The 13836-nt window shown below is 41.0% G+C and carries 11 protein-coding genes; 7 read left to right on the forward strand and 4 right to left on the reverse strand.

The features are described 5' to 3' along the window. Positions 1 to 852: 852 nt before the first annotated feature. On the forward strand, positions 853 to 2559 hold the full coding sequence (locus tag FTU77_RS00705; RefSeq protein ID WP_180054200.1) for a diguanylate cyclase: 1707 nt from the start codon (positions 853 to 855) through the stop codon (positions 2557 to 2559). 59 nt (positions 2560 to 2618) lie between these two features. On the opposite strand, the gene FTU77_RS00710 is transcribed toward FTU77_RS00705, so the two are convergent. Further along, positions 2619 to 3428, reverse strand: a complete 810-nt coding sequence (locus FTU77_RS00710) for a toxin-antitoxin system YwqK family antitoxin (RefSeq protein ID WP_168379426.1) — start codon at positions 3426 to 3428, stop codon at positions 2619 to 2621. Between the two features lie 202 nt (positions 3429 to 3630). Here FTU77_RS00710 and blaOXA point away from each other — a divergent pair, with 202 nt between their 5' ends. Next, positions 3631 to 4482: a class D beta-lactamase gene (gene blaOXA, locus FTU77_RS00715; RefSeq protein WP_257223558.1), complete on the forward strand. Its 852-nt coding sequence runs from the start codon at positions 3631 to 3633 to the stop codon at positions 4480 to 4482. Between the two features lie 256 nt (positions 4483 to 4738). Here the strand turns inward: blaOXA and FTU77_RS00720 are convergent, their stop codons facing one another. Both FTU77_RS00720 and uvrA read right to left on the reverse strand, forming a co-directional pair. Further along, the gene (locus FTU77_RS00720) at positions 4739 to 5239 is read right to left on the reverse strand and encodes an NF045616 family extracytoplasmic (lipo)protein (RefSeq protein WP_180054201.1); all 501 of its coding nucleotides are present in this window, start codon (positions 5237 to 5239) and stop codon (positions 4739 to 4741) included. Positions 5240 to 5428: 189 nt separating this feature from the next. Next, positions 5429 to 8260 carry an excinuclease ABC subunit UvrA gene (gene uvrA / locus FTU77_RS00725; RefSeq protein WP_168378956.1) on the reverse strand — a complete coding sequence of 944 codons (2832 nt, stop codon included), beginning with the start codon at positions 8258 to 8260 and terminating at the stop codon, positions 5429 to 5431. 179 nt (positions 8261 to 8439) lie between these two features. Here uvrA and FTU77_RS00730 point away from each other — a divergent pair, with 179 nt between their 5' ends. The 3 genes from FTU77_RS00730 (at position 8440) to FTU77_RS00740 (ending at position 10208) form a co-directional block, all read left to right on the forward strand. Then, a complete protein-coding gene (locus FTU77_RS00730; protein ID WP_180054202.1) occupies positions 8440 to 8823 on the forward strand; it encodes a hypothetical protein in 384 nt (127 codons plus the stop codon). Positions 8824 to 8957: 134 nt separating this feature from the next. Further along, the gene (locus tag FTU77_RS00735; RefSeq protein ID WP_180002743.1) at positions 8958 to 9296 is read left to right on the forward strand and encodes a GlpM family protein; all 339 of its coding nucleotides are present in this window, start codon (positions 8958 to 8960) and stop codon (positions 9294 to 9296) included. Positions 9297 to 9485: 189 nt separating this feature from the next. Beyond that, positions 9486 to 10208, forward strand: a complete 723-nt coding sequence (locus FTU77_RS00740) for a hypothetical protein (RefSeq protein WP_180054203.1) — start codon at positions 9486 to 9488, stop codon at positions 10206 to 10208. Between the two features lie 111 nt (positions 10209 to 10319). On the opposite strand, the gene tenA is transcribed toward FTU77_RS00740, so the two are convergent. After that, positions 10320 to 10985, reverse strand: coding sequence for a thiaminase II (gene tenA, locus FTU77_RS00745; RefSeq protein WP_180054204.1), 666 nt, complete (start codon positions 10983 to 10985; stop codon positions 10320 to 10322). A gap of 207 nt (positions 10986 to 11192) precedes the next feature. Between tenA and FTU77_RS00750 the strand changes: the two genes are divergently transcribed. Together FTU77_RS00750 and FTU77_RS00755 are read left to right on the forward strand one after the other, a co-directional pair. Beyond that, entirely contained in the window at positions 11193 to 12278 is a 1086-nt protein-coding gene (locus FTU77_RS00750; RefSeq protein WP_180050623.1) for a DUF475 domain-containing protein, read from the forward strand. Between the two features lie 155 nt (positions 12279 to 12433). Next, complete coding sequence (locus FTU77_RS00755; protein ID WP_111884498.1) at positions 12434 to 13798, forward strand: MFS transporter; 1365 nt, start codon at positions 12434 to 12436, stop codon at positions 13796 to 13798. Positions 13799 to 13836: the final 38 nt, after the last annotated feature.

Consider the following 13836-nt stretch of genomic DNA (forward strand, 5'->3'; position numbering starts at 1 on the left):
AATAACAATCAATGTATTTATTTTTATTTAAAATAACATTTAATACGAAGGGCAAATTCTAACGCTTTTCACGCATTTGAAGCGATAAATTGCGGCTTTGACTGCCGAATTGTTGGGCAAAAACTGTTTATTTGCATAGTAAATGGACGTTTTTGTTTTAAATCTGAGGTCTAATTCACTTAAATGAATATCTTAGTGATAAATTTAATATCCTTGTGAAATACTTGGCTTTACATCAGGTTTTATTTGATTCATAATTTGCCAATCGAGTCGTCACACAGTTTAAAAGTGTGACTTTGACCCTGATTCTCCATCATTTGTTTTTTATTCGCCCAGCTTTCCCCAAGGTTGGGCTTTTTTTTGTCTAAAAATGGAACTTTACCGCAAAGATTATAGATAAAACGGAGATGGAATAAAAATAAATGCCCTTTTATGGTGCATATATTATTGAATTTATCATCGAGTTCAGTAGGTCCAGACAAAAAAAATCCTGATTTTCATGGAAAATCAGGATTTTTTAGCCAAAATTTTCGGGAAACTAAAATATTCTGCTGAGGAAGAAATTTAGTGTGCCCTAATACGGTGCATTCTGCACCAATTTATTGCAATTGTAAATATTTATTTAAGCAAGTTCATAAAAAAATTTATTCCTTTCAAATATGTTGCTGTTTTTTAGCAAATTATCTCGTTTTAAAATGATAAAAATGTGACAGATTCAACACATTTGTATAGAATTTAGCTGTATAAATGTTCATTTTATAAATTAATAAATTATTGATCATTAATTTAAATATTCCCGCGTTTAGTTGATAAGTGGGTTGGGGTATGCAACAAGTGTGGGGCATAAAATAGATGGAAACATTACGAACAGAGCATATTAGTAAGCGCTTGCAACTTGCGATGCTAGTAATCGTCTTGTCTATCGTATTTATCAGTGTTCCACTGATTGTGAGCAGTTATCAAAACTACCTCAAAAATGCTCAAGCGCTGAAAGAAATTCAGATGCTAAAAATAGTGGCAGATTTAACCAACCAAATTTCCCGTGAACGTGCACCAGCCAACAGAGCAATGTCGAGTCAAGGTCTTCAGCGTGAGCAAAAAATAATTGAATTGGCTGAATATCGCCAAGGTGTCGATCAACAATATCAAGATACGCTGACGGTTTTAAAAGAAACGGGCTTTGCACCGATCGCCCAGCAGTTAGAGTCCAATTTATATCCATATTTGTTGCAGGGTCGCAAAACGGTCGATCAATATATTGCGCTGCCGACACAACAGCGTGAAGCTAAAAAATTGGATCATGCCATTTTGGCGATGTTCCAAGCTTGGGATCAAAGCTATATTGCCATGCAGAAATTGGTCAATCATTCACATGGTAAAGATACCCGTGTATCGAATTATTACACGCTGATTTTATTACTGGCAGAATTACGTGATCAGGCGGGACGAGTCGCATCAAATATTATGGCTGCGGTATCATTTCAACAGGAAATTCCAGAGCAAAATTTAGCGCGGAGTTTACAAACCCAGCGTCAAACACGCTATCTATGGGAATTGATCAATGTCGTGCAGTCCGAACATGACAAAACACCCGAGTTTAAACAGTTACATCATGCGGTACGAACGGAATTTTTAGATAAAGGTTTGCCAATTATTGATGGTTTGGCTCAAAAAAGTCTTCAACATCAGCGTTATCACATGGATGGCACCCAGCTCACTGATGTAATGGTCAATAAATTTGTCACAGTGGTGGAATTGCAAAGTTATATTTTAGATTACAGTCTCAAAGTAGCTGCGGATGAACAACGTGAAGCGCGAAATAAATTGATTTTCACGCTTTTTGTCTCGCTTGTGTCATTACTGACTGCATTATTAACGATGTTCTATGCCAAGAAATGGGTGTTTGAACCTTTAATTCGTGCTCGTAATCAGTTATTTAAACTGGCTCGGCACCGACAAATGGATCAAGGCGTGATTGAACCTGCCAAAGTAGGTTATCTCAGTTTATTTGATGCCATTCAGCATATTGAAAACATGTTGGAACAACGTGATGCCTTTGAATTTCAGCTTAAACATATTGCCAATACTGACTCACTCACCAATGTCGCCAATCGTTTTGCCTTAGATGAATATATTAAATTTCGCGACAGCCAAAATTCAGGCTTTTTACATACAGCACTGATCGTGATTGATATTGATCACTTTAAACAGGTGAATGATCGCTATGGGCATATTGTCGGCGATTTGGTGATTCAACATGTTGCCAATCAATTACGACAACATATTCGTTCATCCGACTTGGTGGTGCGATATGGTGGAGATGAGTTTTTAGTCCTGATCGAGGGGATTGATATGCTCAAAGCCCAGCACATTGCCGAAACCATACGGCATGATATTCAGCATGTGAATTTCAATTTGGCAGAAGACGAAGCAGATCTCATCGTGACAGTGAGTATTGGTGTTGCAGTGGGTGCCAAAAGCTGGATCGATTTATTAGAGCGCGCAGACCAAGCATTATTTAAAGCCAAAGCTGCGGGGCGTGACCGTGTTTCAGCCTAAACGCAGCTTGATATTCATAAATATCTTGGCAGATTCATAAAGTTAGCTAGAAAAATCAATTAATCTTCATCTTTATATAATTTATTGCAGGCTTGTTGGTTCATTTGACTCCCATCTTCATTCCAACACTGGGCTTGGGTAATTTTGCCTAAATCGTACTGAAGCACCGCTTCAGGTTGCCCATTGTCATACCAAATTTTATAACTGTTATGACGAACGCCATTACGATAATAACCTTGGCGTTCTAGTTTGCCGTTTTCAAACCACATTTTCAGCTCGCCAATCAATTTATTGTTTTGAAAATTGGCATAGGTCCACGGTTTACCATTACTGTACCAGCGTTGGCGCAGGCCATGCTCGATACCATTTTTATAATTTTGAGAAAAAGCCAGTTGGCCATTCGGATGCCAAATTTTGTAATCCCCCTGAGATTCACCATTGATGATGCTACTTTCTTGCTCTTTTATCCCATTGGCAAACCAAAACTCGAGTTTGCCTTCGTACTCCCCATTTTTATAGGCAATGCGGCTACGGGATTTGCCGTTGGGGAAGAAACTTTCAAATACGCCTGAGCCTTGAATACCATCTGGAAAGTGAATTAGATGTTCACATTCACCATTTTTAATTTTGCTGTTGCTCAGAAAGATGGTGGTTAGGGCATTGCCATTGGCATAGACATATTGATTTTCATAGATCCCTTTGTGTGAAGTCGGGGTACTGAGGGCTTTACACTGCGGCTTATCTTTCCATGGGCTAAGATCAGGGTCTTCTTGTGAGACAAACAGCACCATGTATTCGTTTAGATAGCCATCGGCAAAGCTATATATTGGACATAATAAGAGACTGAAACTTAAGATAAATTTATTCATTGTTAGTATGCTTTTATATTTTAAAAAGTTAAGAATTATTCGTTGTTGAGTTCACGATAGGCGTCATCATAAGGATGTTTTGTTTAAAAATAAATAGTCGATATGCTAAGTTTGCAACAGATACAAGACTGTTGAAAAGTACACAATTCAGGTTTGAACTTCATCTTATACTGTGGACTTTAAACGCCATAAAAATAGTGCAATGAAAAAAATATATCTATCGTTGATGACTGTCCTGAGTTTGTCAGCATGTACAACAAATGAAGGCATGTTGGATTCATCTCAACACTTAAAACAAACGGCTCAAGCCAATTTAGTAAATTCACGGGTGAGAGAGATTACGTCTTTATTTAATCAAGCACAGACACAGGCGGTATTTGTCACATTTGATGGTCAGCGTTTGAGCCATTATGGCAATGACTTACAGCGCACCCACACCGAATACATTCCCGCATCTACTTTTAAAATGTTAAATGCATTAATTGGTTTGCAGCATCAGAAGGCGACAGCCAATGAAGTTTTTAAATGGAAAGGTGAAAAACGTGCTTTCCCCTCATGGGAAAAAGACCTGACTTTGGGTGAAGCCATGCAAGCATCTGCAGTTCCTGTATATCAGGAACTGGCAAGGCGAATAGGTTTGGCGTTAATGCAACAAGAAGTCAAACGGGTCGGTTTTGGCAATGCCAATATTGGCAAACAGGTGGATAATTTTTGGTTGGTTGGGCCGTTAAAGATTACGCCTGAACAAGAAGTCAAATTTGCGTATCAGCTTGCGACAGAGAAATTACCGTTTGATGTCGCGGTACAAAAGCAAGTCAAAGACATGCTTTATATTGAAAGCCGTGGGGATGCGAAGTTATATGCCAAGAGTGGTTGGGGTATGGATGTGGAACCTCAAGTCGGTTGGTATACCGGTTGGGTGGATGATGGTCATGGCAAGATCACGGCGTTTAGTTTGAATTTGCAGATGGCTGCAGGGGATGATGTGGCGGAGCGTAAGCAGTTGACGTTGGATGTGTTGGATAAGTTGGGTGTGTTTCATTATTTACGTTAATTTTTTGAATTTTGAATTTTGAATTTTGAATTTTGAATTTTGAATTTTGAATTTTGAATTGGCACGTCCTCGCTTTGCATTAGGTTTTAGTTTCCATTGCGTAGGAGATTCCTACTTTTGAAAGCACAAAAGTAGGCAAAATGCTTTTGTTTGACTGAGGGCACATCCGTGTTGCCCTAGTCAAACAGGCGACATCCATGTCGCCTTCATGTGATTGAGTTTGTTTAATTAAAAAGCATATCTCTTAGAAATAACTTTAAAATTTACTACTGTCCGTTTTTTCATTTAAAAAACTCTTAATTTTTATAAAATTTTTTTTAATTTCTAAGGAAATATTAAAGGGGTTGTTATATATAGATTTTTGACATTGTAATTGGCTGCCTTGCTTATGGATTGATATCTTTTTTTGATCATCAACAGTTATACAGAAATTCGCAGCATAAGTTTTATCCATATCTAAAATTACAGAGTATGGCCCAGATTTTCTGATATTTTTTAAGGAAAATGAGAGGCAATTTTCTTCGTATATAGGAGGATGTACGAGATTTTTAATAATAGTCTCTGAAACAGATCCAGCATTAGAATCAGGAATACCTAGAGATATAAGTGTTATATGATCATCACGTAATTTAGAACTAGGGTTGTTTGTATAAATACACAAGGAATTTTGCTTTTTAATTAAATAAAGTGGTTCATGTAATTGATCGGCAAAAATATTTGTTGAAAAAAGTAAAATTAGTAAGCTTAAAATTTTCATGTTTTATCTACCAATTGAGATTACGGTAAATGCTTTTTATCGTACGGATTTAATAGGAAGTTTAGAAAATTTTTTTTACATATCCTAGTGATTTTTATTAATAAATACCTCTCCCAAACCCTCTCCTTTGAGGAGAGGGAATCCCATTCTTTTTAAAGATGAGGAGCATTGCTCCGCAAGGGGAGATTGTTACTTCAACATCGGCTTCAAGAACTTCGCTGTATGCGACACTTTATTCTTAGCCACTTGCTCTGGCGTACCTTCGGCAATAATCATACCGCCGCCAGCACCACCTTCAGGGCCTAAGTCTACAATCCAATCGGCGGTTTTAATCACATCCAAGTTATGCTCAATCACCACGATGGTATTGCCCTTATTACGTAGCTCATGCAGGATGTCGAGTAATTTGGCAATATCATGGAAATGCAGACCTGTCGTCGGTTCATCAAGCACGTACAAGGTTTTGCCTGTATCACGTTTCGCCAACTCACGTGCCAATTTCACACGCTGCGCTTCACCACCTGAAAGTGTGGTTGCAGACTGACCCAAACGGATATAGCCCAAGCCCACTTGGTTCAAGGTTTCCAAACGACGGTGGATCACAGGAATGGCATCGAAGAAATGCATCGCATCTTCAACCGTCATTTCTAAGACATCAGAAATGTTACGACCTTTATAGCCAACTTCTAACGTTTCGCGGTTATAGCGCTTGCCGTGGCAGGCATCACAAGGCACATACATATCAGGTAAGAAGTGCATTGCAACCTTAATCATACCGTCGCCTTCACAGGCCTCACAGCGACCGCCTTTCACGTTAAACGAGAATCGACCTGCAGCATAGCCACGTGCTTTGGCTTCAGGGGTTTGCGCAAACAGTTCACGAATAGGGGTAAACAAACCGGTATATGTTGCAGGGTTTGAACGTGGTGTACGACCGATTGGGCTTTGGTCAATATCAACGACTTTATCGAGGAACTGTAAGCCATCAATCGAATCAAATTTCTCAGCCGTTAATGTGGTTGCACCATTCAATTGAGTCGCTGCAAGCGGCAATAATGTCCGGTTAATCAGCGTCGATTTACCTGAACCTGATACACCTGTCACACAGGTCATCACACCTAAAGGAATAGTCAAATCGACATTTTTCAGGTTATGACCCGCAGCGCCCATTAACTTGATTTGTTCTTCAGGTTTGGGTGGCTGTACACGTTGTTTTGGAACTTCGATTTTTAACTTGCCTGATAAATACTGACCTGTCAGTGAGTCAGGGTTTGCCAAAATTTCATCATAAGTTCCTTCGGCAATGACATGACCGCCATGCACACCTGCACCTGGACCAATATCAATAATATGGTCAGCCGCTCGAATGGCATCTTCATCATGCTCAACGACGAGCACGGTATTACCAAGGTCACGTAGGCGAACTAAGGTTTCAAGCAAGCGGTCATTATCACGCTGATGTAGACCAATTGAGGGTTCATCCAGCACGTACATTACGCCCATCAGGCCCGCGCCAATTTGCGAAGCCAAACGAATACGCTGAGCTTCACCACCCGACAGTGTTTCTGCCGAACGCGATAAACTTAAATAGTTCAAACCGACAGAGACTAGGAAGTGCAAACGTTCACGAATCTCTTTGAAAATCTTGTCAGCAATTTCGCCTTTGGCACCGCTTAAGTTGAGGTCTTGATAATAGCTTTCAGCATCGCCAATCGACATCTTGGTGATTTGCGCGATGGTTTTATCTAAAATTTTCACATTACGTGAGATTTCATTCAGACGAGAACCATCACAGGCATCACAAGCGGCATTCGACAAATACTGTGCTAAATCCTCACGCACATAGTTCGACTCCGTTTCACGGTAGCGACGCTCTAGGTGAGGTAGAATCCCTTCAAAGGCTTGCACGCGTTTGTGCGAACGACCACGTTCATCGATATAACTCAGGTCAACTTTTTCTTTACCTGTCCCATACAGAAATTTCTTTTTGGTGTCGGCATCGAGTTCATTCCACGGTGTGTCTAGAGAATAACCAAAATGATCGGCAACTTTTTGGATCATGCTGTAGTAATACGGACGTTGACGGTCCCAACCACGGATTGCCCCTTGGCTAATCGAAACTTCATTATTGGGAATCAATTTGTCAGCACTAAAATGGCTGCGTGTGCCTAAACCATCACAAACAGGGCATGCACCGAATGGATTGTTGAAGGAAAATAGCCGTGGTTCAAGTTCACCAACGGCACGTTCACATTCAGGGCAAGAGTGTTTCGCAGAAAATACGCGATCTTCTTGTTCGCCTTTCATCCACGACAAAATGGCAATATCGCCACCCATACGTAGTGCAGTTTCAAAGCTTTCTGCAATACGGTTACCGAGGTCATCACGAACTTTAAAACGGTCAACAACGACTTCGATGGTGTGCTTTTTCTTTTTGTCGAGTTCAGGCGGAGTATCAATATCAATGACTTCACCGTCGACACGCGCACGGACAAAACCTTGACCTTGTAATTGTTCAAATAAGTTGGTGTATTCACCCTTACGGTCACGGACCACAGGGGCAAGCAACATAAGCGCCGTGCCTTCTTCTAGACCTTTGACGGTATCGACCATTTCAGACACAGTCTGAGCCACCATCGGGAGGTCATGTTCAGGACAATACGGCGTGCCGACACGGGCATAGAGTAGACGTAAATAGTCGTAAATTTCGGTGATTGTTCCCACTGTTGAGCGTGGGTTGTGGCTCGTTGATTTTTGTTCGATGGCAATCGCAGGACTCAAGCCTTCAATCGAGTCAACTTCGGGCTTTTCCATTTGCGAAAGGAATTGGCGTGCATAGGCAGATAAGGACTCAACATAGCGACGTTGACCTTCAGCATACAAGGTATCAAAAGCCAAAGAGGACTTCCCTGAACCAGAAAGACCCGTAATGACCACAAACTTGTCGCGTGGAATATCGAGTGACACATTTTTTAAGTTATGGGTACGTGCGCCTCGAATACGGATATGGCTTTGGCTCATGCAAGGGGTCCTAAAATATTCATCGAAAAACCTATATATGATAGCGCATGAAAAATGTTCAAGTGTAATTTAAACCTAGATTTATGCGTGACTTTGTGAGAAAAATGGCCGAATCAAAATATAGCTGTCTGTGCCGATGCTCTAAAACATCTGCAAATCAGCAATCTAGGACTTTTAACATGAAATGGCAACTTCATCTCAATCCAATATTAGCTGTGATGGGTTTATTGATGTGTAGTGTGTTTTTGAGTGCATGTACCGAAAATCAGACACCGAAAGTGCAAAAATATGACAGCTTAGAACAAGCAACTTTGGCGCTGAATACCGAAAGTGAAAAAATTGATCTGTATATTGCGAAATTAGGTCAGGCCAAAACAGACGCTGAAAAAAAGCAGCTGGCTTGTGAAAAGATTCCTCAACAGTTTGATTTAGTTTTGGCAATTGTCGAAAACAATCAACATTTGATGAGCGCTGAAGATTTAAAAGTTCAAGCGCAGTTTAAGCACATGGCTGAGCAACAAAAAGCGCGCTTTACATCTAGCCTGTGGTGTAAAGGTGCATAAAGATCACGGCACTATGACTGTTTTAAGTTCATCGTTTAAATCTCCTGTGCTATGCGCATAAAAATGCATTAGAAAATCTCAGGACTATCGCAGAAAAGGCGTAAAATGCAGTTTTATCGAAACCATAGAATGCCATGTTGTCCTTATTTCTCAAAAGCTTAATGGGTGCCTTTGTTGTGGTATTAATTGCTTTGCTGTCTAAAAGTAAGGTGTTTTATATTGCAGGTTTGGTTCCATTGTTTCCGACTTTTGCGTTGATTGCTCATGTAATTGTGGCAAATGATCAGGGTGCAGCCGCATTACAAAAAACTGCGCTGTTTGGACTCTGGTCTCTCATCCCATATTTCATTTATTTATTGATGGTGTACCTGCTCGCAACACGTTTGAGCTTAACGGCATGTTTGAGTGTAGCAACTTTGAGTTGGGTGCTTGCTGCGGCTGTTTTGATTTATGCATGGCAGAGTTTTCAGTAAGCATCAAAAGCCTATATCGATGCTGTTTCAGATTAACTTTTTATCGGTTCTAGATCATTTATAAAACAATAGATTTGTATTAAATTATGATGAATTTCCAATCACTAAATGTGTGATTTAAAATGTAAGTATTTGAATAATTGATTATAATTCTGCCAGAACAGCAAATAATCATGATAAGAGCAAATAATGTTAAAACAATTTTGGGTGATCATCTGCCTCATGTTTTCAAGCCAAATCCTGTGGGCTGAAGACAGTCAAATCCTCGCGTTTGAACAGTTTATTGACCCTGCAGAAGAGCAGCGCTATAGCGTGAGCGTGCCTGTGGTCGCGCAAAATGAACAGCTATGGTCTGTAGTATATATGGTGCTGCAAACCAACCAAGTCCCTGATAACACCGTACTGGACTTTAAAGTCGTTCCTCAAGGTATATTATTAAAAAATAATCCTGCACAAAAAATACAAGAGTACGGTTTTGACGGCGTGCAGTTGGCACAGAAAAAAGACTATGTACTGTCCCAATTTTCCGATCTGAGTGAACAACTGGAAGATCAAACTGGCAAGAAAGTGCAGGATGCATCAATCTTTGATGCTAGTCGTGCCCATGTATATGCCCGCGTAGAAGATTGGGTGCCTGACTATAATGCACAAGCAACTCAACTGAATATTGAGCTGGGCAAACTGAATGAAATGCAGATGAAAGGGCTGTATTTGATTTTAGGTAAAGGCGAGAAACCCAAAGATTTATTGGCCATTGCTCAACTTGATCCGATGATCAAATCACAATTTCATTCAGAAGAAATGCAGGAACGCAAAGCAGCGCGCAGTGAATTGCGTGAAGCACGTTTTGCGATTTTTTTGGTGATTATTGCGATGGGGGTTTTCCTCGGATGGTATCGTTTTAAACGCTAATGCTTAAAATGATCATGCAAGGTCATTCTAAAAACCGAATCCAACCGTATAAAAAAAGGATCTAAAAGCAATTTTAGATCCTTAAATTTTTATACAGCTAAAATCACAGGTTTATTCAATGGGCCAAGTCCGCTGTTGATACGCGCTGTCCCAGAACATCCATTCTAATTTTGCGCCGTTCGTGTAAGCCGCATGCATTTTTTCACGTGTATCTGCATCACAGCGAGCCGCCACTCGATCAATGGTTTGAATCACATTTTGTACAGCGCTGTTGAAGTCTTGACCTGAGTAGGTGTCGATCCATGCTTGGTAAGGGTTATTCGGCACAGATTGGCTGACAATGGCTTTGCCGACTTCAGCATAGATCCAAAAGCAAGGCAGGAGTGAGGCAAGGACCACAGGGTAACTTTCTGACCATGCTGTCGCTGTTAGAAATGAAGTGTAATGATGGCAGGCAAGGGTCAGTGGAGTATTTTCAAACTGTTCTTTGCTGATGTTGAAACCTTGCATAAAGTCATTGTGCAGACTGCGTTCCACCACGATGGCAATTTTTGCCGCTTCAGAAAACTGAATCACATCGTCGGCATCAAATGCCTTGGCTGCACACACTGCAAGTGCACGACCATAGGCCAATAAATAATGGGCATCCTGAATGACAAAGTGACAAAAGGCGTCGCGGCTTAAGCCGCCCTGAGCCAATTCCTGATTAAACGGTAGATGGAGTATCTGCTGATATAACGCGGTATTACGTTGCCAAACTTCTTCAGAAAAACGCATTGAACATTCCTGTCGTTAAAAATGAAAGACGGGTCTACACCATGATGCGATGTAATTGAGAGACTCCATCTTAGAGTGTTTATTCAAAATGTAACGAATAATTTTTGGTTTCAATCCTGAAAAGCGGCATAATTGCGCCATAAACTTAGCTTCAAACTGGGTATTCCCTCATTTTGAAATCTTATTGAATGAATAGGTCGATCTATCATGATGAAACATTTTGGTTTCTCAATCGTCTTTACAATCGTGTGTCTTGCCATTTCTGCATATTGGGGTCTGAATCATGGCCCAAATGCAGGTGTGCAAGCCATGCTGACAGCACTGACCATTACTGTAATTTTGGCAGTGATGGAAGTATCATTGTCATTTGATAATGCTGTAGTGAATGCATCGGTACTCCGTGGTTGGGATCATTTCTGGAAAATGATTTTCTTAACTGTCGGGATCGTGATTGCTGTATTCGGTATGCGTTTGATTTTCCCAATCGTCATTGTTGCTGTAACGGCTGACATGGGCGCTATGGAAGTGGTGCAATTGGCATTGAATAATCCAATTGAATACTCTGCAAAATTGATGGCACATCATGCAGAAATTGCGGCCTTTGGTGGTGCTTTCTTATTGTTGGTGTTCCTGAACTTCTTCTTAGATGAAGGGAAAGATACCCATTGGTTCCGTTGGCTAGAGCGCCGTTTAGCTAATCTTGCAAACGTTCCTGCGATGTCCGTGTTTATTGCCCTAATTGCGTTATTGGTAATGGCAGCAAACGTGGCCGAAGCCTCTCGTCTAGCGGTAGTGATGGCGGGTATCTGGGGGATCGTGGTGTATATCGGTGTCCAAGTACTGAGTCATTTATTGGGTGGTGAACCTGAAGTTGATGAAAACGGTAATGCGGTTGGACATGACGCAAATGGCGTACCGACGGGCGTGATCAAAGCAGGTTTTGGTGGTTTCCTTTACCTTGAAGTACTCGATGCCTCATTCAGTTTTGATGGTGTGATTGGTGCATTTGCGATTACCTCTGATGTCGTAATCATTATGCTCGGTCTTGCTATTGGTGCTATGTTCGTGCGTTCAATGACCATTTACTTAGTGGATAAAGGCACCTTAGATGCTTATATCTTCCTTGAACATGGTGCGCATTATGCGATTGGTGCTTTGGCCTTCATTATGTTGGCGAGTGGCACAGGTCTTCATGTCCCTGAAGTGGTAACGGGTCTAATTGGTGTGGCATTTATTGTTTGGGCTGTGATTGCCTCAATTCAATATAAAAAGCGTCAAGAAAATTTAGGCTAATTTAAATTTGCCTAAAATCTCCCAAAAAGCGCAGCGTCAGCTGCGCTTTTTATTTGTCCAATCATCAGGATATTTAAAATCAATAAAAATCCTGCTTCGCTTTAAGCTGAATGTCCTATAATCCCATTCCAAGATTAATGAATTTTTAACCAGCTATGATGAATGCTCTTGAACGACGCTCAACTTTTGCTTTGAGTAGTATTTTCGCCTTACGTATGCTGGGGCTGTTCATGATTATTCCTGTTTTCTCTGTGGCAGGTCAGCAATATGCAGGGGCAACACCGGCACTCATTGGTTTAGCGGTGGGTGTCTATGGGTTGACCCAAGCGATTTTACAGATTCCGTTTAGTTTGATTGCAGACCGTTATAGCCGTAAACCGTTGGTGGTGATCGGGCTGCTGTTGTTTGCTTTAGGCGGTGCAATTGCGGCGATGTCCGATAGCATCTACGGCGTAATTATCGGGCGTGCGATTGCCGGTGGTGGTGCTGTATCTGCCGTAGTGATGGCTTTGTTAGCCGATGTCACACGTGAAGAACAGCGTACTAAAGCCATGGCCATGATGGGGATGAGTATCGGTTTGTCCTTTGTGGTCGCGTTCAGCCTTGGGCCTTGGCTCACAGGTTTAGTCGGCATCTCGGGTTTATTTTGGGTGACCACCATCATGGGACTTGCCGCGATTGCGATGTTGCTATTGGTACCGAAAGTAACGCGTCATCATAAAAATTTTCAACAAGGTTATCTGACGCAGTTAAAGCAAGTACTGAAAATGCCTGATCTAAATCGTTTACATGTTTCAGTCTTTTCATTGCATTTACTGCTCACCGCGATGTTTATTTATGTACCGTCTCAGTTGATTGACTTTGCCAATATTCCATTACATTCACATGGTTTGGTGTATTTGCCGCTTTTGGTCGTGAGCCTGTTTTTTGCCTTTCCAAGTATTATTTTGGCGGAAAAATATCGCAAAATGCGCGGCATTTTCTTGACCGCCATTGGTGGCATTATTTTAGGATTGGGCATCTTAATTTTTGGTTTCGAATCAAAATATATTCTGCTTACTGGCTTAGGATTATTCTTTATCGCATTTAATGTGATGGAGGCATTATTACCGTCATGGTTATCGAAAGCAGCTCCAATTCAATCCAAAGCGACTGCCATGGGGGTGAACGCCAGCAGTCAGTTTCTGGGGGCATTTTTTGGTGGTATGATTGGCGGGCAACTTCTGTTGCTAAATGATACGGCAATGGGATGGGGCATCCTGACAGGGCTAGCCATTTTATGGTTGATCATTAGTTTTGGGTTGGCTCAGCCGCGTTATTTATCGTCTATGGTTTTCAGTTTGCCTGAAGATAAAGAAACGGATGAATGGACTTCTCAGCTTTTAGCAATTCGTGGTATTGAAGAAGTTGTGGTGATGTCTGACCAGCAAGTGGCTTATGTAAAAGTGGATAAGCAGCAGATGGATGAATCTGCGCGACAACATTTAACGCACTTGTTAGGGAAAGAGGTAGCCATTTAAGCATAACTCTTATAAAGTAAATAATAGAAACAAATAGG

Origin of the sequence: Acinetobacter sp. YH12142, from assembly GCF_013418435.1 — a bacterium.
Lineage (GTDB): Bacteria > Pseudomonadota > Gammaproteobacteria > Pseudomonadales > Moraxellaceae > Acinetobacter > Acinetobacter amyesii.

Coding starts and splice junctions, on each gene's coding strand:
- blaOXA (WP_257223558.1), top strand. CDS start 3,631: ATGAAAAAAATATATCTATCGTTGATGACTGTCCTGAGTTTGTCAGCA.
- FTU77_RS00710 (WP_168379426.1), bottom strand. CDS start 3,428: ATGAATAAATTTATCTTAAGTTTCAGTCTCTTATTATGTCCAATATAT.
- FTU77_RS00750 (WP_180050623.1), top strand. CDS start 11,193: ATGATGAAACATTTTGGTTTCTCAATCGTCTTTACAATCGTGTGTCTT.
- tenA (WP_180054204.1), bottom strand. CDS start 10,985: ATGCGTTTTTCTGAAGAAGTTTGGCAACGTAATACCGCGTTATATCAG.
- FTU77_RS00720 (WP_180054201.1), bottom strand. CDS start 5,239: ATGAAAATTTTAAGCTTACTAATTTTACTTTTTTCAACAAATATTTTT.
- FTU77_RS00735 (WP_180002743.1), top strand. CDS start 8,958: ATGTTGTCCTTATTTCTCAAAAGCTTAATGGGTGCCTTTGTTGTGGTA.
- FTU77_RS00705 (WP_180054200.1), top strand. CDS start 853: ATGGAAACATTACGAACAGAGCATATTAGTAAGCGCTTGCAACTTGCG.
- uvrA (WP_168378956.1), bottom strand. CDS start 8,260: ATGAGCCAAAGCCATATCCGTATTCGAGGCGCACGTACCCATAACTTA.
- FTU77_RS00755 (WP_111884498.1), top strand. CDS start 12,434: ATGATGAATGCTCTTGAACGACGCTCAACTTTTGCTTTGAGTAGTATT.
- FTU77_RS00740 (WP_180054203.1), top strand. CDS start 9,486: ATGTTAAAACAATTTTGGGTGATCATCTGCCTCATGTTTTCAAGCCAA.
- FTU77_RS00730 (WP_180054202.1), top strand. CDS start 8,440: ATGAAATGGCAACTTCATCTCAATCCAATATTAGCTGTGATGGGTTTA.